A 26,461-nucleotide genomic window follows, 5' to 3' on the forward strand; every position below is an offset into this window, starting at 1 on the left:
TGGGGAGTGGGATTGGCTCTTGTAGCTGCCACTTCAGTCGGCAGGGCCTGCGCAGCAGGCCATTAACACCGATGCTGCAGAGATGGCGTTGTTTGCAGGTTCGCGCCAGCTAAAGCGGCGCCTACAGGTTTCGTGAGACGTAAAGGGTGAGGGGTAACACACCTTACGCCTTATGATTCGCGCTCAACCGAACATCGGAGATGGTTTTTACCTTTGCGATTAAAGGGGTCGCGATTAAAGGGGTCGGAGTCATTTTTAAATGACTCCGACCCCTTTTTTCAGGATTGGTGTTACGCGGATTGTAACTGTGGGCTGGTATTTTCGATCACATGGCGAGCAAAGCCGCTACCGGCCTCTTCGTAGATATTGAAGATATCGTCCGCCCCCATGTCACGCAGCTGAGCGCCTTCTTCCGGGTAGCAGATAATGGCAGCCACCTGGCCCTTGAACTGGTTGTGGCGAATCTGCTCCAGGGCGTAGAGGTTACCCGCATGATTCGGCATGGCGAGAAAGATGTATTCCAGCTGTGTACTGATGTTGGCTTTGTCCCAGAAGTCCGAATCCGAGGCATCGCCTTCGATGGCGTTGATATTCAGTTCCTGCAGCAGCGTGATTTTTTTCTTGTCGCTGTCGATCCCCAGTAACTGGCCCGGATAGTGTTGTTCCAGTTCCATGTAGGCGCCCTGACCGATACGACCCATGCCGATCACCAGCACCCTGGCGTCGCCCAGCTGAATGGGGGTGTCGTCCGGGTGTAACTGCGGGTTTTCCCGAGGCTGAAAGCGGTTCATCAGGCGACGATAGATATTTTCATTTTCGGCGTTCAGCGGGGCCGACACCATAAATGAAACCGCCAACGCAATGGAGGCAACAATGGCCCAGTCGTTGCTAAGCAACCCCTGCTTGGCCGCCAGTGCCGCCACGATAAGACCGAACTCCGAATAGTTGGTCAGGCTGAAGGTCGCCAGCAGCGAGGTACGGATCCGCAGGCCGCAGCGGCTGTAAAACAGGTAGTAGAGCAGGCTTTTCAGCGGCAGCACCAGCAACAGTATGGCCGCAATCCACAGGGCGTCCATGGTCGGCATGCCGTTCAGGCCGATGCTCAGGAAAAACGCCACCAGAAACAGCTCTTTCATGTTGAACAGCGACTTGGCCAGCGAAGAGGCGCTGTAGTGAGAGGCCAGCATCATGCCGATGATCAGGGCGCCAAGGTCGCCCTTGAGTCCAACCAGCTCGAAGCCGCCCACACCCACCACCAGGGCCAGAAACACCGCAAACAGGGTTTGCAGCTCGCCGTGACCGCTTCGTTCCAGCATCTTGAAAAACAAGGGCCGCAGCAGCGGCAGCAGCACCAGCAGGCCCAGAGCCCAGGGACTGGGCACCTTGCCGCTGGAGATGGTTAAAAACGCCACCGCGAACAGATCCTGCATCACCAGCACACCGATGGCGATGCGACCATAGAAGGTGTTCATGTCGCTGCGCTCTTCGAGCACCTTGACCGCAAAGACGGTGCTGGAAAAACTGAGCGCAAAGCCCATCAGCATGGCCTGACGCCATTCCAGCTCCAGCGCCAGGCTGAAACCGATGGTTTTTACCGCCAACAGTACCCCGGTAAACAGCAGAGTCGAAAACAGGATATGGCCGGTGGCCGTGCCCCAGACTTCTCTCTTGAGCAGGGTCTTGATGTCCAGCTTGAGCCCGATGCTGAACAACAGCAGGGTGACCCCCAGGTTGGCGAGGGTGTCGAGGGTAGCGTTGCTTTCATAGCCCATGGCGTTGAGCACGAAGCCCGCCGCCAGAAAGCCAATCAGCGGGGGCAGGTTAATCAGATAAACGGCCAGGCCGCAGCCAAAGGCAATAGCGATAAAAATGGGATCCATTGGTGCTTCTTATTATTACTGAGTCAGAACAGGTCGATATCGGCGACGGATGAGTAAACATGCTGCGGACGGAAGGGCATCTTGTCAATGTCTGCGACCTGACTGACACCGGTCAGCACCAGTACGGTTTCGAGTCCGGCCTGAAACCCCGCCAGAATGTCGGTTTTCAGGTTGTCACCCACGATCAGGGTATTCTCGGAGTGGGCGTCCATGTGATTCAGTGCGGCCCGTACTATCCAGGCGCTGGGTTTGCCGACGTAAAACGGTTTCTTGCCGGTCATGCGCTCGATGGGGGCGCAGAGCGCGCCACAGGCCGGGTGCATGTTCGGGCCGTGGGTATCCGGGTTGGTGGCAATAAAGCTGGCGCCGTCGGCCACGAAACGGGCCGCCATCTGGATCATGCTCCAGTTGTAATTGCGGGTTTCGCCCACCACCACAAAGTCCGGATCGATGTCGGTGATGGTAAAACCGGCCTTGTACAGTTCGTGGATCAGCGCCCCTTCACCGATGACATAGGCTTTTTCGCCGTTCTGGCGTTTCAGAAAGTCGGCGGTGGCCATGGCCGAGGTATAGAAACTGCTTTCCGGTACTTCGATGCCGGCGGAATAAAAACGGTTTTGCAGATCCTTGGGCGTCTGTGCCGGATAGTTGGTCAGAAACAGCAGGTTGATGTCCTGCTCCAGCACCCGGCGTATAAAGGCGTCGGCGCCGGGGATCAAGTCGTTGTTATGCAAAATGACGCCGTCGATGTCACAAATCAGATTTTTCTTATGCACTCATGCTCTCCTTGAGGCCCTTATTGAGCAGGCCCTTGTCTAGTAGGCCAGAGCCCGCTATGGCTTTATGCCTACTGTCATCGCAGCTTATGACAAATTGATGACCAGCGTCACCGTTTTATTACTTTTCTATGCAGCTTAACAGAGGGCCGAGTTGATTGATGCGATAGCCAATGGTGCTGGCGCGGCCTTGTACGTAAGCCGAGGGCCGCCCGGCATGGTACTGTCGCGGATTAGGCAGCACCGCGGCCAGCAAGGCGGCCTGATGGCGAGTGAGAGTGGCGGCGGAGCTATTGAAATAGGTCTGCGCCGCCGCCTCGGCGCCATAGATGCCGGGGCCGAATTCGGCGATGTTCAGATACAGGGTCATGATGCGGTCTTTCGGCAAGATCAGCTCCAGCATGGGGGTATAAATGGCCTCCAGTAGCTTGCGGGTAATGCTGCGTCCCGGCCACAGATAGAGGTTTTTGGCGGTCTGCATGGTAATGGTGCTGCCGCCGCGTAACCGGCCCTGGTCCCTAAATTCGTTGAAGACATCATTGAAGGCGCCCCAGTCAAAGCCCCGATGGCGACAGAACTTGTTGTCTTCGGAGGCGATCACCGCCTTCTTCAGGTGATGGGAAAGTCGGGAGGACGCTTGCCAGTCTTTGGCCAGGGACTCACCTTCAAACAGCCGGATCACCATCAGCGGCGTCACCGGCACCGGAACGTAGCGATAGAGGAATGTCAGCAGCAGGGGGCCCAGGATCACCAGGCCCAGCAACCAGAGTACACAGCGTTTTAAAAAAGCAATCATCGATAGGGCATTCCCATGGTGGCGTTGATATCACCGAGCGAGCTTTGGCCTGTTTGAGCCCGATTTGTGACCATTCGGTTATTTTGTGGCGGCAGCGGCGATGGAATCTTTGTTATCTTTAACCTTATTGGTTTCAGCATCCTGCTTTCATGACCGGTTTATCCGCTTTCGGTTGATAAATAGTCGGTTAACAAGCGGTGTATAAACAGCGGAGAAACGCCATGTCCACGTTTATCAGTGAATTGCCCAAGGTGGAATTGCACCTGCATATAGAGGGAACCCTGGAGCCTGAAATGGTGTTCGCCCTGGCCAGGCGCAATGGTATCACCCTCGATTACCCGGATGAAAGCGCCCTCAAGGCGGCCTATCGGTTTGAAGATCTGCAATCGTTTCTCGATGTCTATTACCAGGGCATGCAGGTATTGCTGACCGAGCAGGACTTTTTCGATCTGACCTGGGCCTATCTGCGCCGGGCACATGCCGAGCGGGTACGCCATGTGGAGATCTTCTTCGACCCCCAGGCGCACACCGGGCGCGGCGTGCCCCTGGCGGTGGTGGTGGGGGGCATAGGGCGAGCACTGGAGCAGGCCCGCCGGCAGTGGGGGCTGACCAGCCGGCTGATCATGTCGTTTTTGCGTCATTTGTCTCAGGAGTCGGCCTTCGACACCCTGCATCATGCCGAACCCTTCCGCCAGCAACTGTCGGGCATCGGCCTCGACTCGGCCGAAAAGGGCAATCCGCCCACCAAATTCACTCAGGTGTATGCCGCCGCCCGGGAGCAGGGCTATCGGCTGGTGGCCCACGCCGGTGAAGAGGGCCCGGCCAGCTATATTCGCGATGCGCTGGATGTGCTCGAGGTGGAACGCATCGACCACGGGGTGGCGGCCATTACCGATACCCCCCTGATGGCGCGACTGGCGCAGGAGCGTATACCGCTTACCGTGTGTCCGCTGTCCAATCTCAAGCTCAAGGTTGTCGAGACCATGGCCGAACACCCCATGCTCCAGCTGTTGCATGCGGGGCTATGTGTCACGGTCAACTCCGATGATCCGGCCTATTTCGGCGGTTACATGAATGCCAACTACCAGGCGCTGCAGCAGGGGCTGGGTGCCGGCAACGAGGAATTGTTGCAGCTGGCGCTGAACGGGGTGGAAGCCTGCTGGTTGTCACCGGAAGAAAAGGCGGTGTTGACACGGGAGCTCAAGGTATATGGCGAGCAGGCCGGCATCCGGTTAAATCATTAAAGAGTTGGGGCCGACCGCCGATAACATGCGTAACGATGATCAGGAGAGCTGACGTGCGCATTATTTCTGTAGTGGCAGGGCTGACCCTGTGCGCCGGGGCCTGGGCCCAACCCCGTACCTATATGGCGAATATGGATCAGTCTCTGTGGCGGCTCACCTCGGACTCGGCGGTGCAATGCCGCCTGGAACACCCCATTCCCGGTTTTGGCACCGGTGCCTTTACCAGCCGGGCGTCCAAAAACATCAATCTGGTGTTTGAACTCAAACCACTGCGGGCCCAGCCGCGTACCCAGTCGGCGATGCTGAAAAGTGTGCCGCCGCAATGGCAGCCGGGCCGGGCTGCCAACAACCTGACCCGGGTGACCTTTTATCAGCAGTTCGATGCCATGGTCGAGCAGCAGTCGGCCTGGGTGATGCTGGAGGAACTGAGTGAAGGACATTGGCCGACCTTTTATTTCGATGACTGGTACCGCAATGGTCAGCCGACCGGAGTGGGGCTGTCGTCGGTCAACTTTCGTGCCCGTTATGTCGCCTTTCTCGACTGCCAGGCCAATTTGCTGCCCTACAGTTTCGAGGATATCGCCTTCAGTGTGCTCAACTACGTCAACAACGACGACGTGCTGACGGCCCATTCCAGCCAGCGACTGGCGATGATTGCCGAATATGTGAAGGCCGACCCCAACATCGGCGAAGTGGTGATCAACACCTATACCGACAGCTTTGGTACCGCCGGTCACAACAAACAGTTGTCGCAACGCCGTGCCGAAGCCATCAAGACCCATTTCATGAACCTCGGCCTGCCGGAAGACACCATCAGCCTGGAAGGGCATGGCGAGCGTCGGCCCATCGCCGACAACCGCACCCCCGAAGGACGCGACACCAACCGTCGGGTGGTCATCAGCCTGGGCCACGACAGGCTCTGAGGCATTAAACCGGGGGAGGGTGATGGCACGAACTTTCGTCTTCTCTCACGGCTTTCCGTGCTCTCCGGTTGGCTTTTACCGCCGTCTTAGGTAGTTTATGGCCTTTGTCTTTTTTAGGGATTCGATATGACCTGGTTGATGTACCTGGCTCTGGGCGCCTTCGCCGGCACCCTGGCCGGACTGTTTGGTGTGGGCGGCGGCCTGATTATTGTGCCTGTGCTGATTATCAGCTTTAAATTGCAGGGCATCGGCGGCGATCTGGTCACTCATATGGCGGTGGGCACCTCGCTGGCCACCATCATGTTTACCTCGCTGAGTGCCATTCATACCCACCATGGTCGCAAAGCCATCGACTGGCGCCTGGCGGCGCTGTTGTCTGTCGGCATCGTCGTGGGGGCCTGGATGGGCGGCTATACCGCCGACAAGCTCTCTGGCCCGCTATTGCAGCGCCTGATCGGCCTGTTTGCCTGGCTGATGGCGGCGCAGATGCTGTTTGGCCTGGCGCCTAGCGGCGGCGCTAAACTGCCCGGCAAGCCGGTGCAGGTGGCGGTGGGCGGTGTGATTGGCTGGGCCTCGGGTATTTTCGGTATCGGCGGTGGCTCGTTGACGGTGCCGTTTCTCAGCTGGTGTTCGGTGCCCATGCAGCGGGCGGTGGCGGTGTCGTCGGTCTGCGGTTTTCCTATCGCCCTGGTGGGGGCGCTGAGCTACGTGGTGCACGGCATGGCGCATCAGGGGCTGCCGGCCGAGGCCTGGGGTTATGTTTACCTGCCGGCGATGCTCGGCATCAGTCTGGCCAGCATGCCCTTCGCCCGTTTCGGAGCCATTCTGGCGCATAAACTGTCGGCGCCGGTACTGAAACGCGCCTTTGCGGTATTCCTGTTGCTGGTTGGCGCCAAGTTCCTGTTTTTTCCGGGGTGAAACCGGTGAGGAGTAATAAACGCCTTCCGTAGGCGCCCATTTATGCGGCGCAAACCCACAGGCGAATCGAAATCTGCAGGCACGGCACCCGTTCCAATCACCTGGCGTTGCCTGCTCCGCCAGCTAAAGCGGCGGCTACAACAACTGCAAAATCTGCCTGTCTCGTAGGGTCGATTTCAATCGACCAGCGTGCAATCGACCATCATGTAATCGAACAACGCCTTCGGGCGAATACTTTTCTTAAAAATAAGTCGACCCTACGAAATATCACCCCTTACGTTCTTTCTCGATTAGCCAGTCATCGATACGAGCCACCAGCCAGATGATGAGCAGACCGGTGGCGATGGTCAGCAGATATTCCAGCCAGCTCATTGTTTTCTTATCTCCCTGATCCCCGCCTCGTAACGGCCTTCGTCGCTATTGACCTGGGTCTGAAAATATTTCAGGAACCACATGTACTGCTCGGGCCACTCACCGAGCAGGGCTTCTATTTCCGCGTTCATTGCCCGGGTGTCGGCGGTGATGTCGGCGGTGGGGTAAGGTGCCATGGCCGGGCGCAGGATCAGCTCGTAGCGGTGCTGCTCCATGTTGTAGACGCTGAGCACGGGAATCACCTTGGCCCCGGTGAGCTTTACCAGCTTGGGCAGGGCCGGCAGGGTGGCCTTGAGTTCGGCGAAAAAGGGGACAAACAGGCTGGCTTCCCGGCCGTGATCCTGATCCGGCAAATAGAAGAAATGCTTGCCGCTCTTGATGGTCTTGATCACCGCCTTGATGCCGGCGTCGCGCTCATAGACGATGCCGTTGAAACGTGCCCGCTGGCGATTGATAAACCAGTCAAACACCTGGTTCTTGGCGCTGTGCATCATGGTGCACATGGGCAGGCCCAGTGACGTCAGATAAAGGCCGCCGGCGTCGATGGCCCAGCTATGGGGGATCATGAAGATGATTTTTTCATCATTCGCCAGGCAGGCATCCAGATGTTCCTGTCCCTGCACCACGAAGCGACCCTGCAGGTAGTCACGGCTGCGGGCGGTCCACTCGCCGTAGCCCATAAAGGTCATCAGGCCGGCACGAATGGAATTCAGCAGCATTCGCTCTACTTCATCGGCAGGCAAGTCGGGAAAACACAGCCGAATATTGGTGCGGGCAATGTAGCACTGCTTTTTGGCCAGCCTTACCAGCAAGGGCGCCAAAGCGCCGGCAACCGCATCGCGCGCGCGGGCCGGCAACCAGGCCAGCAACCACAGCGCGCCGATGGCCAGCCAGGTTGGCCAATATCTGGGGTGCAGATAATGACGTTTGAATTCAAGGTCATAAACGGGGTCGGACCCGGACATAACAACATCCTCTTTCTGATAAGGCGGCAAGTGTAAGAAAAAACAGGCGTTAAATCACCTGTTACGCCGAGGGCGGAAGTAATCCCGGTTCTGATAAAAGTCCGGATTCTCATTGGCCGGCCACCAGCCGGGGATGCCCAGCAACGGCAGCGGCAGCAGCGGGCGTGGTCGGTCGAACAGGGCATACTGCGCCAGATGCTCGGCCAGCCTTGCATCCAGCAGCGGATAACGAGCGGCGATGGGCAATTCAAAAAAGGCGGCAGACATCTCCAGCACCACACATTTGCCGGTCATGCCGATAAACGGCGCCAGCGCCTGTTCATACAGCGCATGGCCGAAGATAAAGGGCTGCCAATCCCGATTCCAGCGTTTGCGTTCGGTGATAAACAGCCGTTGCCAGTCGTGCTCGCGCAACCAGTGCTCCGTCTCGGCTTTATCCGCTACCGCCAGCACCAGGCCGCATTCGTCGAAGTGGGTGATTCTGTCGCGCCGGGGCGTGCGTTTGCCGAGGCCGTTGGCCGCGATATCTTCCATGTGCAGCCGGTTGAGTAACCCCTTGGTGCGGGGAAACAGCGCCCAGATCACGGCACCGAAAAGGTCATGCCAGTTGTTGGCCCGCGTCGGCACCATGCCCTGCGCCACCGCCTGCTCGTAGTAGCAGTTCAGCTCGGCAAAACGATCATCATCGATAAATTCCACCGGCAAGTCGGCGGCCAGTTGCCGGTTAAGCTCGGCCAGGGTCGGCCATTGCGGCGTGGTGATATCGACCAGGCCGGCCAGTTGTGCCAGCACACCGTTGCGCCCGGTAACATGGGGATCCCAGTCCATGATGATTACCTGTATGGATGAAAACGCGCAAGCATACCCGGAGTCGGCGCCGAAACCCAGCCGTAAGCCATAAGCTGTCAGCTTTAAGTTAAAGACAAACACTTTGGCTGTAGAGCCTGTGTTGTACCTGTGTGCCTGGCGTCTTTGTGGGTTTGCGCCGGCTAAAGCGGCGTTTACAGAAGCCGAAATGACACCCCCCACCCAGCCTCCCCCTGGCGAATACCCGCCGTGATGCCTGTAATCCCGCAGCCAAGGGGGAGGGGCAGAACGGCGCCGGCATTTCCTATGTATGCCATCCTGTTCCCTCCCCTTGAACACCCTGGATACAGAATGGCTGCGGGGTGCAAAGCAAGGGGAGGGCTAGGGAGGGGTTTCTGCAACAAACTTTCACTATACAAAAAAAGGCAGCCTGTCGGCTGCCTTGGTGCGTTATTTTGCTTTGGACTTCATCGCCCGGCGAATACAGAGGGCGGCACCGCCCCAGGTAATGCCGAGTCCGATCAGCATCATGATGATGGCTCCGGTGCTCATGCGGTGGTCTCCTTCTTGCTGCTGAGGTTGATGACGATGGCTACAACCAGCATCAGTGCAATCATGCCCCAACCGATAAAGGTCACGTCATTATCGGAGTAACCGCCGTAGTTCTCACGGAAGGCACTCAGAATATTGTTGAACAGGATCACCACCAGAATGCCGATAGAGACAAACTTGATGCAGATGGCCCACCAGCCACCGATGGTGAACTCGGACAAACGGTTGGCATGGGCACGGAAGTCCTGCAGCTTGCACAGCCAGCCCACCAGCAGCAGCTCAAGCAGGCAAGAGCCGAGCAGGGCGATGTTGTTGATGAAGTAATCCACCAGATCCAGCAGCAGCAGGCCGCCCTGGGTAATGAACATCAGGCTGACCACCAGGCCGGTCGAGCAGAAGATGGTGGCGGTTTTCGGACGGCTCCAGCCCAGCTTGTCCATCAGGCCGGTGGTCACCGCCTCGGCAATGGAAATGTGCGAGCTGATACCGGCAAACACCAGCGCCAGGAAGAACAGCGGTCCCATCACGCCGGGGGCGGGCAGCAGGTTGATGGCGGTCGGCAGGGTCACGAAGGCCAGACCCACACCGGAGCTGACGACGTCGGTCAGTGCCTTGTCCTGGGCGTGGGCCATGTAGCCGAGCGCGCCGAAGATCATGATACCGGCCAGCATGGAGAAGCCGCAGTTCATCAGCACCGTCATGAAGGCGTTGTTGTTGATGTCGGATTTTTCCGGCAGGTAGCTGGCGTAAGACAGCATGATGGCGAAGCCCACACTCAGGGTGAAGAAGATCTGGCCGTAGGCGGCAGACCATACCTTGAGATCCCAGATCTTGCTGAAGTCGGGCTCCAGCAGCCAGTTGATGCCGTTCAGGGCACCGGGCAGGAAGGCGATGCGGCCAATCAGCAGCAGTACCATCACAAACAGCAACGGCATCAGTACCTTGTTGACCTTCTCTATGCCGCCTTTTACGCCACGGAAGGTAGCGAAGTAGGTCGCGGCCCAGGCCAGGCACAGCGGCAGCAGCAGGTGCCACTGCAGGCCACCCAGGTTGGAAGGCGCACTGTCGTCACCCAATCCCAGAAACTCGCCAAAGAAGAAGCCGTTGCTGTCTTCTCCCCAGGCCTGGGTAAAGGCGAAGTAGGCATAGGAAATGGCCCAGGCAATCACCACCACATAGTAGAAGGCGATAATGGCCGAGATCATCACCTGAAACCAACCCAGCCACTCAAAGCGATGATTCAGGGCTTTGAGCGTTTTGGGGGCACCGGAGCGGTATTTATGGCCCAGGGTAAACTCCAGGATCATGAAGGGAATGCCGGCGGTCAGCATGGCAAACAGGTAGGGAATGAAAAAGGCACCGCCACCATTTTCATACGCCATGTAAGGGAAGCGCCAGATGTTACCCAGGCCGACGGCAGAGCCGACGGCGGCAAGGATAAAGCCGGTGCGAGAACCCCATTGCTCTCGTTTCATAATGACTCCGAATCAGGATATTTCAGATGTGTAAGGATAGGTAAACGGAGCGCAGAGTAGGGAGGCTGTGGCATAAAATCAACGAGCTCGGTTGCTGCAGGCGCATGAATCAACCCTACAACAAGGGGTTAACCGCTCCCATGGTGGTGATATTGATTATTTTTTATTGTTAACCTGGTGTTATCTTTCAAATGTTTATTAAATCATGGTTCATCTGTGTTTTTTGCATTTTGAGTATAATCGTCGACAGGAGCACATTCTGGTAGCAGTGAGTGCTGTTTGCTATTTATGCGCCTGTTGTCGTGAAAATAGCGCAATAGCAAGGTGTGAAGCGCTTATTTTGCATAAAAACACCTTATTGTTGACTGTTTATTTTGTTGTGGCGTTTTTTGATGGCAATGACGTGATCCTGGTTCGCATGGCCTCTGTTAAGGCAATGATCGCGCAATGTTTAATCGTTTCCTTCGGCCGTTAACCTATTATAAAAACTAATGTTGTGATCGAATAAAAGTGGGTTGAGCAGGGATCGGCGGCTCACTATCCTGTGCCCCATATCAGCTCAGGAGGCGCATCATGAACACCGCAACGTATCAAACTCAAGACCTGTCGCACGCAGGCAAAACCACGACACAAGCCGGCCTGCTGGCCACACTCGGCCTGTGGCTGCAACGCACCCGTACCCGTCGCCAGTTATCCGAGCTGCCGGCCTACTTGCTGAAAGACATCGGCCTGAATGAATCCGACCGCTATCAGGAGATCAGCAAGCCGTTCTGGCAACAATAAACCGGCAAGGATGCGCCCGAAAAAAAGCCGCTGACGTTCAGCGGCTTTTTTGTATCTACAGCATGGGAAAGACTCAGGCGAAGACGAAAAAATACACCGCCAGCATGCTGATACAGACCAGGTTGAGCACAAAACCCGCCCTCATCATGTCTTTCTGGCGAATGTAACCGGAGCCGAACACGATGGCGTTGGGCGGGGTGGCCACCGGCAGCATGAAGGCGCAGGAGGCGGATACCGCAATCACCGACGCCACCATCACCGGGGTCAGTCCCAGGCCTTCGGCGACCGCCACAAACACCGGAATCAACAGCGCCGCGCTGGCGGTATTGGATGCCAGTTCGGTCAGGAACACCACGAAGGCGGTAATCACCAGCAGGATCACGAAGGGACTGGCATGGCCCAGCATGTCGGCCAGATGGTGGGCCAGAAACTCGCTGGTGCCGGTGGCCTTGAGCACATGGCTCAGGGTCAGACCACCACCAAACAGCAGCAATACGCCCCAGTCGGTGTGCTTTTCAATGTGCTTCCATTCCGCCACCCGGGTAATGCCGATCAGGGCGATGGCCAGCAGCGCAACAATGGTGTCAAATGAACTCAGACCACCGAGCGCCCTGGATACGGAGCCGGAGAAAATCCACAGTAATACCGTCAGGCCAAAAATGGCCAGGGTGGTTTTGCGTTGGCCGGTCCAGCTGATGTGCTCTTCGGCCAGCTCGATGCGCTCGCTCAGTTTGGGGCGAAACAACAGATAGAGCACCAGAATGGCCACCGGCAGCAGCAGCAGGGTAATGGGCAGACCCAGGGCCATCCATTCGCTGAAGCTCAAGCCCACCTGGGCGGCGGCAATGGCGTTGGGCGGGCTGCCAACCAGGGTGGCGATACCACCGATGCTGGCGCTGTAGGCCACACCCAGCAGCACGAAGATATAGGTACTGCGATAACGCTCGCCATCCAGACAGCTCAACAGACCCAGCGCCAGCGGCAGCATCATGACGGTGGTGGCGGTATTACTGATCCACATCGACAGAAAGGCGGCGGTGCCAAACAGCAGGAACACGGCGGTACCGAGCCGCCCCCTTGCCAGCCGCAGTATTCGGCTGGCAATCAGCCGGTCCAGTTGCTGACTGTGCATGGCGGCGGCCAGTGCAAAACCGCCCAGAAACAGAAAAATGATGGAGTTGGAGAAGTTGCCGAGCGCCTCTTTGGTATCCAGTACGCCCAGCAGGGAAGCCAATAGCGGCACCAGCAAGGCGGTAATGGTAATATTCAGTGCTTCGGTCAGCCAGAGCACGGCAATAAAGACCAGCAGGCTCAGCCCCTTGGTCACGCCGGGATCAAAAGGCAGTGTATTGAGCAAGAGCAGGAACAGGAGCAGGTTGGCACTGAGAATGCCCCACTTGGCCCTGATGTTTACACCTTGTTGTGGAATCTCGTCGGACATGTTTTTTACTCGTTATGTTGTTGTTTTGGTTGAATTTGTCAGTATATCACCAGACGGTGGGAGCAAAAGATGATGTCGGTTGCAAAACGACGCAATTTACCGGTGCCGCGCTGGACGATACTGGCTTGTGCACTGCTGTTGTGCCTGCTGTTCATAGCTTATGGTAGCAATCAATATCGGCAGTATCGTTATTATCAGGTGCTGCAACAGCAGACCGAGCCGGTACTGAAGGCGCTGCACGGGCAGCAGAGCCGGGCAACGACCAGCGCAAAAAGCGGCCTGCAACTGAACGAACAGCTCACCTCGCTGGCACTGACGGTGTCGCACTTTATCCGGTTTATCGAACAGCATCCGATTCCGCTGGCGGGCACCGACGAGGTGCTTGCCGAACTCAATCGCTATCAGGAGACGGTGCTGGCGCTGCAGGATGCCGATATTCGCAGCCGTCATGCCTTGCAGTCTTTTGCGGAAGCCCTGCAGGGTCTGCCTGCCCGGCCGGAATACGAGCAGTTTTTGCAGCATAGCCGGCTTTATCTGACGGTGCCCAACCACCGGTTTTTGTATGCGTTGGATGACGAGGCCGAACGGTTACGGCAAGCGGCCACCGGCGAGTGGCTGGATGCATTCTATTATCATCGGCTTTACCGCCATCGCGTGGGCGAGGTGATACGGCTGCGCGAGGCGATGGCCGCCAATGATCTGTCTGCACTGCTTAAGCGCACCGACGATTGGCGGCAACAGGCCGAAGACAGCTGGAAGCAGATGCGGGCGATACTGGCATTGCTGGTGCTGCTGCTGGTTGGCCTGGGGGTCTTGTTGCTGGTGGTTCGCAACCGGCAATTACGCGAGGCAAGTCAGGCCTCGTTTGCGCTGGCCCGGGCCAAAACCGATTTTCTGGCCAACATGAGTCACGAAATCCGCACGCCCATGAATGCCATTATCGGCTTCGCGTCCCTGTTGCAGCAGACACCGCTGAATGGACAACAGTCCGAATACCTGAAAAAAATCAAGAACTCGTCCGATAACCTGCTGCTGCTGATCAACGACATTCTGGATCTGACCAAGGTGGAGGCGGGCAAGCTGGAGCTGGAAGACATCGAATTTGATCTCAACGAACTGCTGGAACGATTGTCCGGGCTGTTTGCCGACATGTCCGAGCAGAAACAGCTGGAAGTCATCATCAACAAGGTGGCCGATGTGCCCGACTGTCTGCATGGTGATCCCTTGCGACTGGGGCAGGTGCTGGTCAATCTGGTCAATAATGCGGTCAAATTTACCGAGCGTGGCGAAGTGGTGCTGAGGGTGTCGGTGTGCGCCGACCCCGAGCCGAGGCTGTGTGTTGAGGTCAGCGATACCGGTATCGGCATCATGCCCGATCAGCTCAACCGGCTGTTTGGCTCCTTTACCCAGGTGGATGCCAGCACCACCCGTAAATACGGTGGCAGCGGCCTGGGCCTGAGTATCAGCCGTCATCTGGTGCAGTTGATGGGGGGCACTATCGAGGTCAGCAGTCAGCCGGGGCGAGGCTCTACCTTTACCGTCAAGCTGCCGTTGCAACCGGCAACCATGGTCCGGGCCGAGCTGCAGCCAGCACATCTGGCGGGACAGAAGGTGCTGCTGGTTGACGATAACGCGCTGGTGCTGGAGGTGATGAGCCGGTTACTCCGTGGGCTGGGGCTGGTGGTTTACAGTGCCCAGGATGTGGGCACGGCCAGAGAGTTGCTTCACAAACGGGGTTTCGAGCTGAATCTGGCGTTGATCGACTGCTGTCTGGGGCAGGACAACGGCCTGGAGCTGGCCCGTTACCTGGTGCAGCAGCCCCACTTTGGCCATATCGGCGTGGTGATCATGAGCGCTTTTGGCCGAGAGCGGCCAGAGCCCCGCATGCAGGCGCTGGGTATCGAGCATTACCTGTCCAAACCCGTCACCGAGCACAGCCTGATCCAGTGTCTGAACCAGGTGCTGGGTGGTGATGCCGATGCCGCGGGTAGCGCCGCGATGGCCGGCCTGCAGGATCTGGCGTTTTATCACGGCCAGCTGGCGGGCAAACAGATATTACTGGCCGAAGACAACCGCATGAACCAGCAGTTGATCGTGGAGTTTCTGAAACAGGTCTCGGTGTCGGTGACCCTGGCCGACAACGGTCGCCAGGCGGTTGAACAGATGGTCAGGCGCCGCTTCGACGCGATTCTGATGGACTTGCAAATGCCGATACTGGACGGGTTGGAGGCAACGCGTCAGATCCGCAAACTTCGGGTGCACCACGATATTCCCATCGTGGCACTGACCGCCAGCGCCATGCGCGGCGATCGGGAAGCCAGCCTGGAGGCGGGCATGAATGGTTATGTCACCAAGCCGGTCAACCGGCTCGATCTCTATCAGGCGCTGACGCAGATATTGGCACATTCGCCGGCGGCAGGTGCCAGCGTAGCGGACAGGGACGCCGAGAGTGCAGAGACCATTAGTGCAGAAACGAACAGTGCAGAGACTAACAGTGCAACGGGTAACGCTGAGGCCGACGCCGAACACGCGGACGCATGGAGCACGCAACCGCGCACGACCGCCGTGTTGAGTGAAGGCGCCGGACCTGCCTTCGATACGGCAACCGATGCGGCCACCGAGCTTTTAGCGCGGCAAAGGGCGGATTTTGCCGCGCAACACCAGGACGATGTCTGGCTGCTCCAGGCCGCATTGGCCGGCGAAGACTGGTGCGAAGCGCTGGCGGTAGTGACGGCGCTGGCCGAGCAGGCCGAAGCTTGCGGGCTGGCGCCATTGGCGGCGCAGGCCCGGGCACTGCAGTTGCCGTTGCAACAGCGGCGACGACCCGAGCCGGAGCAGCTGGCGGCCTTGAGTCACGCGCTTGGCCGGCTGGCGGATGAACCGGTGACATCCTGAGAACGTGATTTTATTGAATTGAGATATTCGTCACACTTTGCTGTTTGGTAGTTAATTGTTCTGATAATTTAATTTTAACTGAATTTATCCACCAATACAGAAACCGAGCTCAGATAAAGATAGAGCCCCCGTATTCACCGGCCCTGTGCCGGTTATTCCCGCCGGAATGCGTGATGCGTTTTGCTCTGGATTTTATTGTTTTTTTAGACGATATTGCCGCTACACAAGCATCTTGGTAGGGGAGTGTCATGAAAGTATTAGTATTGGGTAGTGGTGTCGTCGGCGTTACCAGCGCCTGGTATCTGTCGCAGCAGGGCCACGAGGTGGTAGTGGTAGACCGGCAGCCCGATGCGGCCGAAGAAACCAGCTTCGCCAATGCCGGCCAGCTTTCATTCGGCATGAGCTCCCCCTGGGCCGCCCCCGGTATTCCCCTTAAAGCCGCCAAGTGGATGTTTCAGTCCCATGCGCCGCTCAAGGTGCGCCCCAGTCTCAACCCGGCGCAGTGGCAGTTTATGCTGTCGATGCTGGCCAACTGCAACGAAAAATCCTACGGCGTCAACAAGTCGCGCATGGTACGGGTATCCGAATACAGCCGTCAGTGTATCAATGCGCTGCAGAGTGAGCTGAAACTGCCGTTTGAAGGCCGCAAGCAGGGGCTGTTGCAGGTATTCCGTACCCAGAAGCAGATTGACGATGCCGCCAAAGACATCAAGGTACTGCAGGAATTCAACGTACCTCACGCCATGCTGAACGTGGACGAATGTATCGCCCGTGAGCCGGCGCTGGCGCGGGTGAAGCACAAGCTGGTCGGCGGTCTGCACTTCCCCGACGATCAAACCGGTGACTGCAACCTCTTTACCAAGTCGCTGGTGAAAAAGTGTCAGGAAAACGGTGTGGTATTCAAGTTCAACACCGAGATCAAGGCGCTGGTCAGCGAAGGCGATCAAATTCGTGGTGCGCAAACCTCGAATGGTCTGGAAACCGCCGATCAGGTGCTGGTGTGCATGGGCAGTTATTCTCCCTTCCTGCTCAGCCCGCTGGGCATTCGTCTGCCGGTATACCCGATCAAGGGCTACTCGCTGACCATCGACGTCAAGAATGATGCCGATGCGCCTCAGTCCACCGTCATGGATGAAACCTACAAGGTGGCCATCACCCGTTTCGAAAATCGCATTCGTGCCGCCGGCACCGCCGAGCTGGCCGACTTCAATGCGGATCTGCCCAAGGCCCGTCGTGCCACCATCGCCGAATCGGTCAGCAGCCTGTTCCCCGAAGGCGGCAAGGTAGAAGAAGCGGAGTTCTGGAGCGGCTTCCGTCCCATGACCCCGGACGGCACGCCCATCATCGGCGCCACCCGTTACAAGAACCTGTGGCTGAATACCGGCCACGGCACCCTGGGGTGGACCATGGGCGCGGGCTCCGGCAAACTGATTGCCGATCTGATCAGCGGCAACAAGCCGGAAATAGACGACAGCGGCCTGGCGTTCAGCCGCTACGGTTAAGCCCTGATCTAACCGGGCGATCGGCCAACCGCCACCGTCCCCGGCGGCTGGACAGCTCCATAGCAAGGCGCCATACTGGCGCCTTTTGCGTCTCTATATGCTTTCTACCCTGCTTAATATCGTGGTGCCGGTGTTTGCGGTGGTGGCGGTGGGCTTTGCCTTCGGTCGCCGTCAGCGCCATGCCGACATGGGATTCATCAACCTGGCCAATGTGGCGGTGTTCTGCCCGGCATTGGTATTTTCTGCCCTCATCGACAACCCGGTGCGACTCGGCACCAGCTGGCCACTGATGCTGGCCGGTACCCTGATCATCGTGCTGCCGGGCCTGCTGTTGTGTCTGTTTCGTTTTCGAGGGCTGGAGCGCCGGACCCTGGTGCTGGGCGGCATGTTTCGCAACACCGGTAACATCGGTATTCCGCTGATGATGCTGGCCTATGGCGAGGATCAACTCGGCGCCATCATTATTCTGTTTGTGCTCTCCAACCTGATTCATTTTTCGCTCGGGCTCTTTATCCTGTCGCGCGAAGCCGGTCGCTGGCTGTGGCTGAAAAATCCCATCATCTGGTCTGCGGTGCTGGGCATGCTGCTGGCGGATCACCCGACCCTGTTGCCCGAGTTTGTCTACACCAGCACCGGACTGCTGGGGCAAATGGCGGTGCCATTGATGTTGTTTGCCCTGGGCGTGCGGCTGTCGGGCGGTGAAATGGGGGATCTGGGGCTGGCGCTGCGGGTGAACCTGAGTTATTTGCTGGCCGGGGCGGCGAGTCTGCTGCTGGTGGCCTGGTGGTTGCCGTTAAGCGCAGACTGGTTGCGGTTACTGGCGTTGTCGGTGATGCTGCCGCCGGCGGTACTCAATTACCTGCTGTGCGAACAATATCGTTGCCAGCCCGATAAAATGGCCAGCATAGTACTGCTCGGTAACGCCCTGTCGGTATTGACCATTCCGCTGGTGATTTATCTGACCCTGACTTTGCTTTGAGGTCATACCGCAGCATAGGGTCGGATGAAGAGTTCTACTCTACCGACCGTCACATGACAGGACGTCATGTGCTGAGCGCCACATGGAGGTGCTTGCAGCGTGTCGGTGGAGTAGGCCCTTCATTCGACCTTTACAGAGCAGCTGTTTTAGTCAGATTGGTATAAATTATTGATCTTAATCAAGGGGAATAATTGAGAAGGTCTAATTAGAGTCCTTTTTCTAATCGCTTTATAATAGCTTGTTTATAAATAGATTTTATCTGTTTATACTGCTGCTTTAATTCTTTTTGTGCGGTGCAGATGGCCTTTATTTCCCGGTGGTTCAAACCCGTCAAATCCTTGTCTTCGGTGGGAATTTACATTACCCGGCAATGCCTGTTTGCGGTAGATGAACTTCAACCTCAGCAAACGGTGCAGCGCGATCTCGGGCATGGCGAGTCATTGCCGATGGCGCTGAAGGCGTTGATTGATGAACAGCACTGGCAGGGCCGACGGCTGTATCTGGTGCTGAACCGGCACTGGTATCAGCAAAGCCAGATAGACAAACCCGCCATGCCCGATGACGAGCTGGCACAGGCTCTGCCCTGGTGCATGCGCGAGCTGGTCAACGCACCGGTAGAAAGCCTGCTGTTTGACTATATCGAATTGCCGCCAAGCCCAAGCGGGCAGGCGCGCATCGCGGTATACAGCAGCGAGCGGGAGAGGCTGGCCGAGCTGGTGCGGGCCGTTACCCCGCAACACGAGATTGTCACCATAGGGGTGGACGAGCTGGCCATGGCCAATTTGCTGGAGCCGGAGGTGCGGGGTCTGTTGCTGCACAAGATGCCGGGGCAGGAGCTGACCCTGACCTTTATTCATCAGCGTCAATGGCATTTTTACCGTACCATTCGCGGCTTTCAGGCGCTGGATGACGAGCAGATGCCGGTCGATCAGTTCGTGTTCGACAACCTGCTGCTGGAGCTGCAGCGCAGCATCGATTATGCGGTTGGTCAGCTCAAGCTGAGCGCGCCCAATCGCTGGTATCTGGCCCTTCCCCAACGGGTTACTCCGGCCATTCAGGAGGCCATTCGTCAGGTATTCGATATCAAGTCCGAGTCGCTCACCAGCAGCACCCTCAGCCCCATCAGTTTGCCGGCGCTCGGTATCCTGCGGGAGGAGCAAGCGTGAAACGGCGCATCGAATTTTATCAGGCGGCGCTCAAGCCGTCGCAGGATCCGGCTTCCATCACCCTGCTGTGGCGCGTTGGCCTGGCCATCGTGGTGCTGTGGGGGTTCATGTTTGCCTATGCGGGCTTCAATCAGTATCAACTGCAGCAACAGAATAGCGCCCTGCAGGCGTCGGTGTCGTCGGGTGACAATGATCTGAACCGGCTGCGTCAGGGACTGGCGGCACTCAACAGCCGGCAGGACGACGGCCGGCTCGAGCGCATAGAGCAGAATATCAATGCGCGCCAGCGGTTGCTGGGCGTGCTGCAACAGGAAAACTTTGTGTCTTATGCCAATACCCTGAACGATCTGGCGCGCATTCCCTGGCAGGGCATCTCTCTGCAGGGGCTGACCCTGGAAGGCAAGCGCATGGTGTTGCGCGGTGAGGCCTCCAGTGCCAGTCAGGTACCGGCCTGGATTCTGGGATTTGAGCAGCGCGACAGCCTGCGCGGTCACCGTTTTGGTCAACTCGAGATCAGTCGGCGGCCCCAGGGCGGCCTGGGCTTCAGCCTTTACAGCGCCGAGGCGACCCCATGAGCCGCTTGACCGAACAGCTGAAAAAGGGGCAAGAGCGCTTTGACGCCCTGTCGCGCCGGGAGCGCTGGCTGGTGCTGGGTGTCAGCTGGGCGCTGCTGGCCTGGCTGGGATTGCTGCTTTATGAATCCACACTGCAGGCTGGCGTAATGCGCCTAGAGCAGGAACAGCAAGGGCTGCAGCGTCAGCTGGCCGAGCAGCAGCAGCTGCGGGATGAGCTGACTCAGGGCATCGCCCGGCTGTCGAATAACGACAGCGATCGACAGCTGGCGCGGCTGAACCGTCGCCTGAGCAAGCTCAACGAGAACGTCGATCAGCGCATGCGTACCCTGGTGGGGCCGGAGCAAATGGCCGGCCTGCTGCTGACCATGCTCGAACAAAGCCAGGGGCTGGAGCTGCGGGAATTGAGCAACCGGCCGCCGCAGCGGCTGAACGGTGCAGAAAACACCGAGCCCTTGTACCGGCACGATCTGAGCCTGCATTTAACCGGTAGCTATCTGGCGTTGCTCGACTATGTGCAGCGCCTCGAGCAGCTGTCCGGGCGCGTGTTCTGGCGCGGGCTGGAATTCGAGCTGGAGCAGTATCCCGAGGCCATCATTCGGCTCGACTTCTTTACCATCAGCCAACACAAGGAGCTGCTGCGTGGTTAACCCGTTATTGTTACTGCTGCTGAGCAGCACCGCCGGACTGCAGGACCCGACCCGGCCACTGACGGCCATGACGGCCACGGCCGACGCGCCGGCGACGTCTCAGGCGCAACAACAGCAACAAACGCCATTGCGGTTGCAGGCCATTTTCACCGGCGGCCATCGCCCCAGCGCCATTATCGACGGCCGCCGTTACCAAACCGGCGATGCGGTTGCCAACTACCGGCTGGTGCGCATCAGGCCGGACCATATTCTGCTGGAAGGCCTGGGCGATCCCCTGACCCTGACGCTGTTTCCCTCATTATCAACCCTGAGTAGCCAATGAATTTCACGACACGACCTTTTGCGGTGGCCTTGCTGGGTGCCTCTTTGGCCGCCTGTGTACATGCGCCGGATGGCTCCTTACCCAAGGAGGCGCTGGATGAGGCGCTGAATACTCGCCCGCATGCGGTACCGGCGGCGGTTGAGCAGGAATTGTTGAGCGGCCGTTCAACCGCGGCAGCCCTGAGCGCTGAGCCACGGCTGCGCCGCTTCAATATTGCCGCCAACGACGTAGAAACGGCCGACTTTTTCAATGCCCTGGCCAGCCAGCACGGCATCAGCATAGCGGTGCACCCGGATGTGCGCGGCACCATCAGTCTCAACCTGCGCCAGGTCACCCTGGCCGACACCCTGGCCGCCATTTCCCGGTTATACGGCTATGGCATAGAGCAGCAGGGCGGTGTGTATCAGGTGTATCCCAACGGGGTGCGTACCCGTACCTTCAGCGTGAACTATCTGATGCTGTCCCGTAATGGCCAGTCGCAAACCGCCATCAGCGGCAGCAGCCTGTCAAACGGTGAAGACGGTGGCAACAGCGCCGGTAACAGCTCGACTCGGATCAACACCGAGTCCAGCAACGACTTCTGGGCCGATCTGGAATCGGCGCTGGGCCGGTTGATCGGCAGCGAAGACGGCCGGGTGGTGGTCACCAACCCCCAGGCCGGGCTGGTGAGTGTGCGCGCCGCCCCCGACGAGCTGGCGCTGGTGGAAGACTTTTTGAGCCGGGCCGAACGCCAGCTCAAACGGCAGGTGATACTGGAAGCCCGCATCATAGAAGTAGAGCTGAACGACGGTTATGAGCAGGGGATCGACTGGGACAATTTGAGTGCCGGCAGCACGGGGGGCGGCAGTCGCGCCAATGCGCCCCTGGTCACCACGGGTAACGTATTGTCTTATCCGATCAATACCGTGCAGCTGAATCCGCTGGCCGACTTGCTCGGCGGTGGCGTGGTGTTCAATATTACCGATGGCAATTTTAGCTCCGTGATTCGGCTGTTACAGACCCAGGGGGAAGTGAATACCCTGTCCAACCCCAGAGTGACCACCAGCAATAACCAGAAGGCGGTGATCAAGGTGGGGACCGACGAATACTTCGTGACCAACTTTACCCTGGAAACCACCACCAGCAATGGCGTCTCGGAACAGTCACCGGATATTGAGCTGACGCCGTTTTTCTCCGGTATTTCGCTCGATGTCACGCCGCAGATAGCCGAAGACAACCGCATTCTGCTGCACGTGCATCCCACCGTCAGTCAGGTGCAGGACAGTACCAAAATCATCAACTTCGGTGATCAGTCGGTTGAGTTGCCGCTGGCAAGCAGCAGCATCAGAGAATCGGATACCGTCGTCGAGGCCCGCTCGGGCGAGATGATCATCATCGGCGGCCTGATGCAGGAAACCCAGAGCGAACAGAATTCCGGTGTGCCCCTGCTCAGCCAGATACCGGTATTGGGCAACCTGTTCAAGAACCGTAAACTGGGCACCAAAAAGAGCGAACTGGTGATCATGCTGCGCCCTGTGGTGGTGAATGAAAACACCTGGCAGAACGAGCTGCAGCGCTCGCGCGAGCTGCTGGAAAAATGGTATCCGCCCTTGTCTGAGCCGCTTGCTTCCGTGCACAGCGGGGTACGTTGATGAAAGGCGCCCGTTACTGGTCTCGGTTATTGCTGATGTTATTGCCGCTGGCACCGCTGGTGCAGGCGCAGGTGCCGGATGAAGAAGAGTGGGAGCCCTCTGAATGGGCCGATCTCATGGTGGCGCCGCCGGCGGCACCAAGCAGCCTCGATATCAGCGAAGTGACCCTGAGCCGGACCGACTGGCTGGCCGAGATTAGCCAACAGGCCGACGCGGCGCTGGCCGCCGGAGACTGGGCCCGGGCCGAGTTTCGGCTGGCTCAGGCGTTGAGTGAATACCCCGACGACGCTGCCACCCGCCTGCGCCTGGCCTCATTGCAGTTTGGCCGGGGCGCATTGGATCAGGCCCGGGCCCGGTTGCAGCAGGGGCTGGAGCTGAACCCGCAGCAGGCCGACATGCGCCTGGCGCTGGCCCGCCTGCTAGCCGAACAACAGCGTTATGATGCGGCCTGGCAGGTGCTGGATGAAAGCCGGCCCCCCTTGCCGATGCACCTCGATTATTACAGCCTCAAGGCCGATATGGCCCGGCGCAGCGGTCAGTGTGCAGCGGCGGCAGAGATCTATCGCCTGTTGCTGGCCGAAAGCCGGGTGGGTGCCTGGTGGCTGGGGCTGGGGTTATGCCAGCGGCAACTGGGGGAAGACTTTGTCGGGGCCTTTCAACAGGCGCGGGCCAGTGCCGATCTGGGCATGGCCTCGCAGCATTTTGTAACACAGCAACTGGAGCAACATGGCACAGCGCAAACTCACTAAACGGCTCGGCGAGTTGCTGATTGAGCACGATGTTATCAGCAACCAGCAGCTAGAGTCGGTGTTAAAGCAGCAGCAACGCGAAGGCGGCCGCATCGGCACCCTGCTGGTGCAGATGGGCATATTGAGCGAGCTGGAACTGCTGGGCTTTGTGGCCGAGCAGTTGGACCTGTCGTTGCTGGATTTGAACAAGACCGAGATAGACCCGCAGGCGGTGAAGCTGCTGTCTGAAGTGTATGCGCGGCGTTACCGCGCGCTGGTGATTGCCGCCGACGATACCCAGGCCACGGTGGTGCTGTCGGACCCGGCGGATCTGGACACCCAGGATGCCATCGGCAACCTGCTGTCGCCCCGCGAGATCAAACTGGCGGTGGCGCCCCAGAGCCAGCTGTTCGGGCTTTACGATCAGCTGTACCGACGTACCGACGACATTGCCAACTTGGCCGAGCAGCTGCAGGGTGAAAACACCCCCAGCCGACCGGCGCTGGAAGCGGCCGGGCTGGACGACAGCGACGCCACCGTGGCCAAGCTGCTGTATTCGTTGTTTGAAGATGCCCTGCAGGTCGGCGCCTCCGATGTGCATATCGAGCCCGATAAAAACCTGATCCGGCTACGGATGCGGGTCGACGGCCTGCTGCAGGAAACCGAGCTCAAGGAAGTCGGCATTGCCCCGGCGCTGGTATCCCGACTCAAGCTGATGGCCGGGTTGGATATCGCCGAGCGGCGGTTGCCGCAAGACGGCCGCTTCGCCCTGAAAATAAAAGACAGCCCGGTGGATGTGCGTATGGCCACCATGCCGGTGCAGTTTGGCGAGGCGGTGGTGTTGCGACTGCTGGATCAGACTCACGGGGTGCGCAGTCTGACCCAGGCCGGCATGCCTCCGGCGTTGTTGGCCGCTTTTCGGCGCAAACTGGCCAGCCCCAACGGCATTATTCTGGTCACCGGCCCCACCGGCAGCGGTAAAACCACCACCCTCTATGGTGCCCTGAGCGAGTTGAATACCCCGGATCGCAAGATCATCACCGCCGAAGATCCGGTGGAATACCAGTTGCCACGGGTCAATCAGGTGCAGGTGAACAACAAGGCCGGCCTGACTTTCGCCCGTATTCTGCGCACCAGCCTGCGCCAGGATCCGGATATTTTGCTGATCGGCGAAATGCGCGATCAGGAAACCGCCGAAATCGCCATGCGCGGCGCGCTCACCGGTCACCTGGTGCTGTCTACCCTGCACACCAACGACGCCCCCAGTTCGGCGGTGCGACTGATGGACATGGGCGTGCCCGGTTATCTGGTGGCCAGCACCCTCAAGGGCATTCTGGCTCAGCGCCTGGTGCGCCGTTTGTGTAAACACTGCAAGGTAGAGCAGGTGCCGGAGCAAAGTGAACAACAGTTTTTACGCTATCTTGCCCCCGGCGTCGGCGACGGTCGTTTTTACCGGGGCGAGGGCTGTGCCAGTTGCAACAACAGCGGCCACAAGGGACGGGTAGGGGTCTATGAATGGCTGGAAATCACCCACGACATGGCGGACACCCTGCGTGAACAGAATATCGAACGCTTCAACGAACTGGTGGCGGCCGCGCCGGACTACATCACCTTGGCTCGCTCCGCCCTGGAGTTGGCACGGGCCGGTGAGGTGGCGCTGAGCGAAGTGCTGCGCCTGGCCGAGTGGATGGAATAATGGCGTTTTATCGTTACCGGGCCCGTAACGCCCAGGGGCAACTCAACGAAGGCCGGCTTGAAGCCACCTCGTCCCAGGCGGCGGCCGAGAGCCTGCTCAACGCCGGCTTGATCCCGGTAGAGCTGAAAGAGACCAAAGCCGGCACAAAAAGCTGGATACAACTGCAGCAATTTCTGAAGGGCGGCGTCAAGCCCGAGGTGCTGTTGATCCTGAGTCGCCAGTTTGCCTCCCTGACCCGGGCGGGCATTCCCATACTGCGCATCGTTGAAGGGCTGCGCGACACCACCGACAATAAGGTGATGAGCGGGGCGCTGAACGAGGTAGCCGAGGCGCTGAATCAGGGCCAGACCCTGGCCAACGCGCTGGCGGCGCACCCGCATCTGTTCAACAGCCTGTTTGTGTCCCTGGTGGAAGTGGGTGAGAGCACGGGTCAGCTGGAGCAGGCCTTTCTGCAACTGGCCCATTATTTTCAGCTGGAGCTGGATACCCGCCGCCGGGTCAAGGCCGCCATTCGCTACCCGATGTTTGTCAGCATCGCCATGCTGGCCGCCATGGTGGTGATGAACATCTATGTGATCCCGGCCTTTAGCGGCATTTTTGCCGGCCTGGGCGCCGATCTGCCCTGGACCACCCGCTTTTTGATGAGCACCTCCAGTTTCTTTACCCAGTATATCGGTCACATGGTGGTGGCCTCGGTGGTTGGCAGCCTGTTGATCTGGCGTTATGTCAACACGCCGGCCGGGCGCCTGCGCTGGCACGAATGGCAGCTGCGCATTCCCATCATAGGCCCGTTGATTAAGCGTATTTTGCTTGCGCGTTTTTGCCGCAGTTTTGCTATGATGCTGACCGCCGGCGTACCCATAGTGCGGGTGCTGACCCTGGCGGGTAATGCCACCTCCAATGCGTATCTGACCCGGGCCATTCTGGGCATGGGCGAGCAACTGTCGTCCGGCAGCAGCCTGTCGGCGGTGGCCGAGCAAAGCGGGGTCTTTACCCCGCTGATTTTGCAGATGTTTCGCGTGGGGGAAGAAACCGGCCGGGTCGACGAGATGGTGATGGAGGCGGGCCGCTTCTACGAAGAAGAAGTGGACTACGACATCAGCAACCTCACGTCCAAGATCGAGCCGATATTAATCGTGGTGATTTCTGTCATGGTGCTGATATTGGCGCTGGGTATCTTTACCCCCATGTGGGACATGATGAATGTGATCAAGGGGTAAAGACCCAGGGATAGCAATGAAGTAGAAATACTGATTTGCATCAATACCCGTGGTGCTTTTTTGATATAAAAAGCATTGAAGGGGTTCAATCGGGCCAGTATGATCGAATGGTGACATCAATCATTTACCCATGAGTTATTTTGTTATTAATGTTAAATAAACCGAGAA

Annotated in this window: 23 protein-coding genes; 15 read left to right on the top strand and 8 right to left on the bottom strand. The window is 58.4% G+C overall.

Translation table 11 applies throughout. The features are described 5' to 3' along the window. Positions 1–290: 290 nt before the first annotated feature. The 3 genes from ABD827_RS04030 to mtgA form a co-directional block, all read right to left on the bottom strand. Entirely contained in the window at positions 291–1,880 is a 1,590-nt protein-coding gene (locus tag ABD827_RS04030; protein WP_298716443.1) for a cation:proton antiporter family protein, read from the bottom strand. A 23-nt stretch (positions 1,881–1,903) separates the two neighbouring features. Further along, the gene (locus tag ABD827_RS04035) at positions 1,904–2,656 is read right to left on the bottom strand and encodes an HAD-IIA family hydrolase (protein ID WP_298716446.1); all 753 of its coding nucleotides are present in this window, start codon (positions 2,654–2,656) and stop codon (positions 1,904–1,906) included. 121 nt (positions 2,657–2,777) lie between these two features. Next, the gene (gene mtgA, locus ABD827_RS04040) at positions 2,778–3,452 is read right to left on the bottom strand and encodes a monofunctional biosynthetic peptidoglycan transglycosylase (protein ID WP_344962572.1); all 675 of its coding nucleotides are present in this window, start codon (positions 3,450–3,452) and stop codon (positions 2,778–2,780) included. 221 nt (positions 3,453–3,673) lie between these two features. Here mtgA and ABD827_RS04045 point away from each other — a divergent pair, with 221 nt between their 5' ends. From ABD827_RS04045 to ABD827_RS04055, 3 genes are all read left to right on the top strand, one after another. Further along, positions 3,674–4,696, top strand: coding sequence for an adenosine deaminase (locus tag ABD827_RS04045; protein ID WP_344962574.1), 1,023 nt, complete (start codon positions 3,674–3,676; stop codon positions 4,694–4,696). Positions 4,697–4,731: 35 nt separating this feature from the next. Next, positions 4,732–5,619 (top strand): flagellar protein MotY, encoded by an 888-nt coding sequence (locus tag ABD827_RS04050; protein WP_425567964.1) that lies wholly within the window; start codon positions 4,732–4,734, stop codon positions 5,617–5,619. A gap of 126 nt (positions 5,620–5,745) precedes the next feature. Next, positions 5,746–6,537, top strand: coding sequence for a sulfite exporter TauE/SafE family protein (locus tag ABD827_RS04055; RefSeq protein ID WP_344962578.1), 792 nt, complete (start codon positions 5,746–5,748; stop codon positions 6,535–6,537). A 368-nt stretch (positions 6,538–6,905) separates the two neighbouring features. Here the strand turns inward: ABD827_RS04055 and lpxM are convergent, their stop codons facing one another. The 4 genes from lpxM to ABD827_RS04075 form a co-directional block, all read right to left on the bottom strand. Further along, positions 6,906–7,874 carry a lauroyl-Kdo(2)-lipid IV(A) myristoyltransferase gene (gene lpxM, locus ABD827_RS04060; RefSeq protein ID WP_344962580.1) on the bottom strand — a complete coding sequence of 323 codons (969 nt, stop codon included), beginning with the start codon at positions 7,872–7,874 and terminating at the stop codon, positions 6,906–6,908. Between the two features lie 54 nt (positions 7,875–7,928). Continuing rightward, complete coding sequence (locus ABD827_RS04065; protein WP_344962582.1) at positions 7,929–8,702, bottom strand: DUF3025 domain-containing protein; 774 nt, start codon at positions 8,700–8,702, stop codon at positions 7,929–7,931. Between the two features lie 429 nt (positions 8,703–9,131). Next, the gene (locus tag ABD827_RS04070) at positions 9,132–9,233 is read right to left on the bottom strand and encodes a MetS family NSS transporter small subunit (RefSeq protein ID WP_139215073.1); all 102 of its coding nucleotides are present in this window, start codon (positions 9,231–9,233) and stop codon (positions 9,132–9,134) included. Further along, entirely contained in the window at positions 9,230–10,708 is a 1,479-nt protein-coding gene (locus ABD827_RS04075) for a sodium-dependent transporter (RefSeq protein WP_344962587.1), read from the bottom strand. The genes ABD827_RS04070 and ABD827_RS04075 overlap by 4 nt, the downstream gene beginning before the upstream one ends. 573 nt (positions 10,709–11,281) lie before the next feature. Here ABD827_RS04075 and ABD827_RS04080 point away from each other — a divergent pair. Next, positions 11,282–11,491 (top strand): DUF1127 domain-containing protein, encoded by a 210-nt coding sequence (locus tag ABD827_RS04080; protein ID WP_344962589.1) that lies wholly within the window; start codon positions 11,282–11,284, stop codon positions 11,489–11,491. Positions 11,492–11,564: 73 nt separating this feature from the next. On the opposite strand, the gene ABD827_RS04085 is transcribed toward ABD827_RS04080, so the two are convergent. Beyond that, positions 11,565–12,932: an SLC13 family permease gene (locus ABD827_RS04085; RefSeq protein ID WP_344962591.1), complete on the bottom strand. Its 1,368-nt coding sequence runs from the start codon at positions 12,930–12,932 to the stop codon at positions 11,565–11,567. Positions 12,933–13,001: 69 nt separating this feature from the next. Between ABD827_RS04085 and ABD827_RS04090 the strand changes: the two genes are divergently transcribed. From ABD827_RS04090 to ABD827_RS04140, 11 genes are all read left to right on the top strand, one after another. Beyond that, complete coding sequence (locus ABD827_RS04090; protein WP_344962593.1) at positions 13,002–15,827, top strand: response regulator; 2,826 nt, start codon at positions 13,002–13,004, stop codon at positions 15,825–15,827. A gap of 248 nt (positions 15,828–16,075) precedes the next feature. Continuing rightward, the gene (locus ABD827_RS04095) at positions 16,076–17,329 is read left to right on the top strand and encodes a D-amino acid dehydrogenase (RefSeq protein ID WP_344962595.1); all 1,254 of its coding nucleotides are present in this window, start codon (positions 16,076–16,078) and stop codon (positions 17,327–17,329) included. Positions 17,330–17,426: 97 nt separating this feature from the next. Continuing rightward, positions 17,427–18,308 carry an AEC family transporter gene (locus tag ABD827_RS04100; RefSeq protein WP_344963004.1) on the top strand — a complete coding sequence of 294 codons (882 nt, stop codon included), beginning with the start codon at positions 17,427–17,429 and terminating at the stop codon, positions 18,306–18,308. A gap of 299 nt (positions 18,309–18,607) precedes the next feature. Then, positions 18,608–19,474 carry an MSHA biogenesis protein MshI gene (locus tag ABD827_RS04105; protein ID WP_344962597.1) on the top strand — a complete coding sequence of 289 codons (867 nt, stop codon included), beginning with the start codon at positions 18,608–18,610 and terminating at the stop codon, positions 19,472–19,474. Beyond that, positions 19,471–20,049 carry a fimbrial assembly protein gene (locus ABD827_RS04110; protein WP_344962599.1) on the top strand — a complete coding sequence of 193 codons (579 nt, stop codon included), beginning with the start codon at positions 19,471–19,473 and terminating at the stop codon, positions 20,047–20,049. The genes ABD827_RS04105 and ABD827_RS04110 overlap by 4 nt, the downstream gene beginning before the upstream one ends. Then, complete coding sequence (locus tag ABD827_RS04115; protein WP_344962601.1) at positions 20,046–20,696, top strand: MSHA biogenesis protein MshJ; 651 nt, start codon at positions 20,046–20,048, stop codon at positions 20,694–20,696. The genes ABD827_RS04110 and ABD827_RS04115 overlap by 4 nt, the downstream gene beginning before the upstream one ends. After that, positions 20,689–21,018 carry a hypothetical protein gene (locus tag ABD827_RS04120; protein ID WP_344962604.1) on the top strand — a complete coding sequence of 110 codons (330 nt, stop codon included), beginning with the start codon at positions 20,689–20,691 and terminating at the stop codon, positions 21,016–21,018. The genes ABD827_RS04115 and ABD827_RS04120 overlap by 8 nt, the downstream gene beginning before the upstream one ends. Then, positions 21,015–22,649, top strand: a complete 1,635-nt coding sequence (gene mshL, locus ABD827_RS04125) for a pilus (MSHA type) biogenesis protein MshL (protein ID WP_344962605.1) — start codon at positions 21,015–21,017, stop codon at positions 22,647–22,649. The genes ABD827_RS04120 and mshL overlap by 4 nt, the downstream gene beginning before the upstream one ends. Then, complete coding sequence (locus tag ABD827_RS04130; RefSeq protein ID WP_344962607.1) at positions 22,649–23,398, top strand: tetratricopeptide repeat protein; 750 nt, start codon at positions 22,649–22,651, stop codon at positions 23,396–23,398. The genes mshL and ABD827_RS04130 overlap by 1 nt, the downstream gene beginning before the upstream one ends. Further along, entirely contained in the window at positions 23,376–25,073 is a 1,698-nt protein-coding gene (locus ABD827_RS04135) for a GspE/PulE family protein (protein WP_344962610.1), read from the top strand. The genes ABD827_RS04130 and ABD827_RS04135 overlap by 23 nt, the downstream gene beginning before the upstream one ends. Continuing rightward, complete coding sequence (locus ABD827_RS04140) at positions 25,073–26,293, top strand: type II secretion system F family protein (protein ID WP_344962612.1); 1,221 nt, start codon at positions 25,073–25,075, stop codon at positions 26,291–26,293. The genes ABD827_RS04135 and ABD827_RS04140 overlap by 1 nt, the downstream gene beginning before the upstream one ends. The last annotated feature ends 168 nt before the right edge of the window (positions 26,294–26,461 follow it).

This window comes from Oceanisphaera sediminis (assembly GCF_039539745.1).
Classification (GTDB): domain Bacteria; phylum Pseudomonadota; class Gammaproteobacteria; order Enterobacterales; family Aeromonadaceae; genus Oceanimonas; species Oceanimonas sediminis.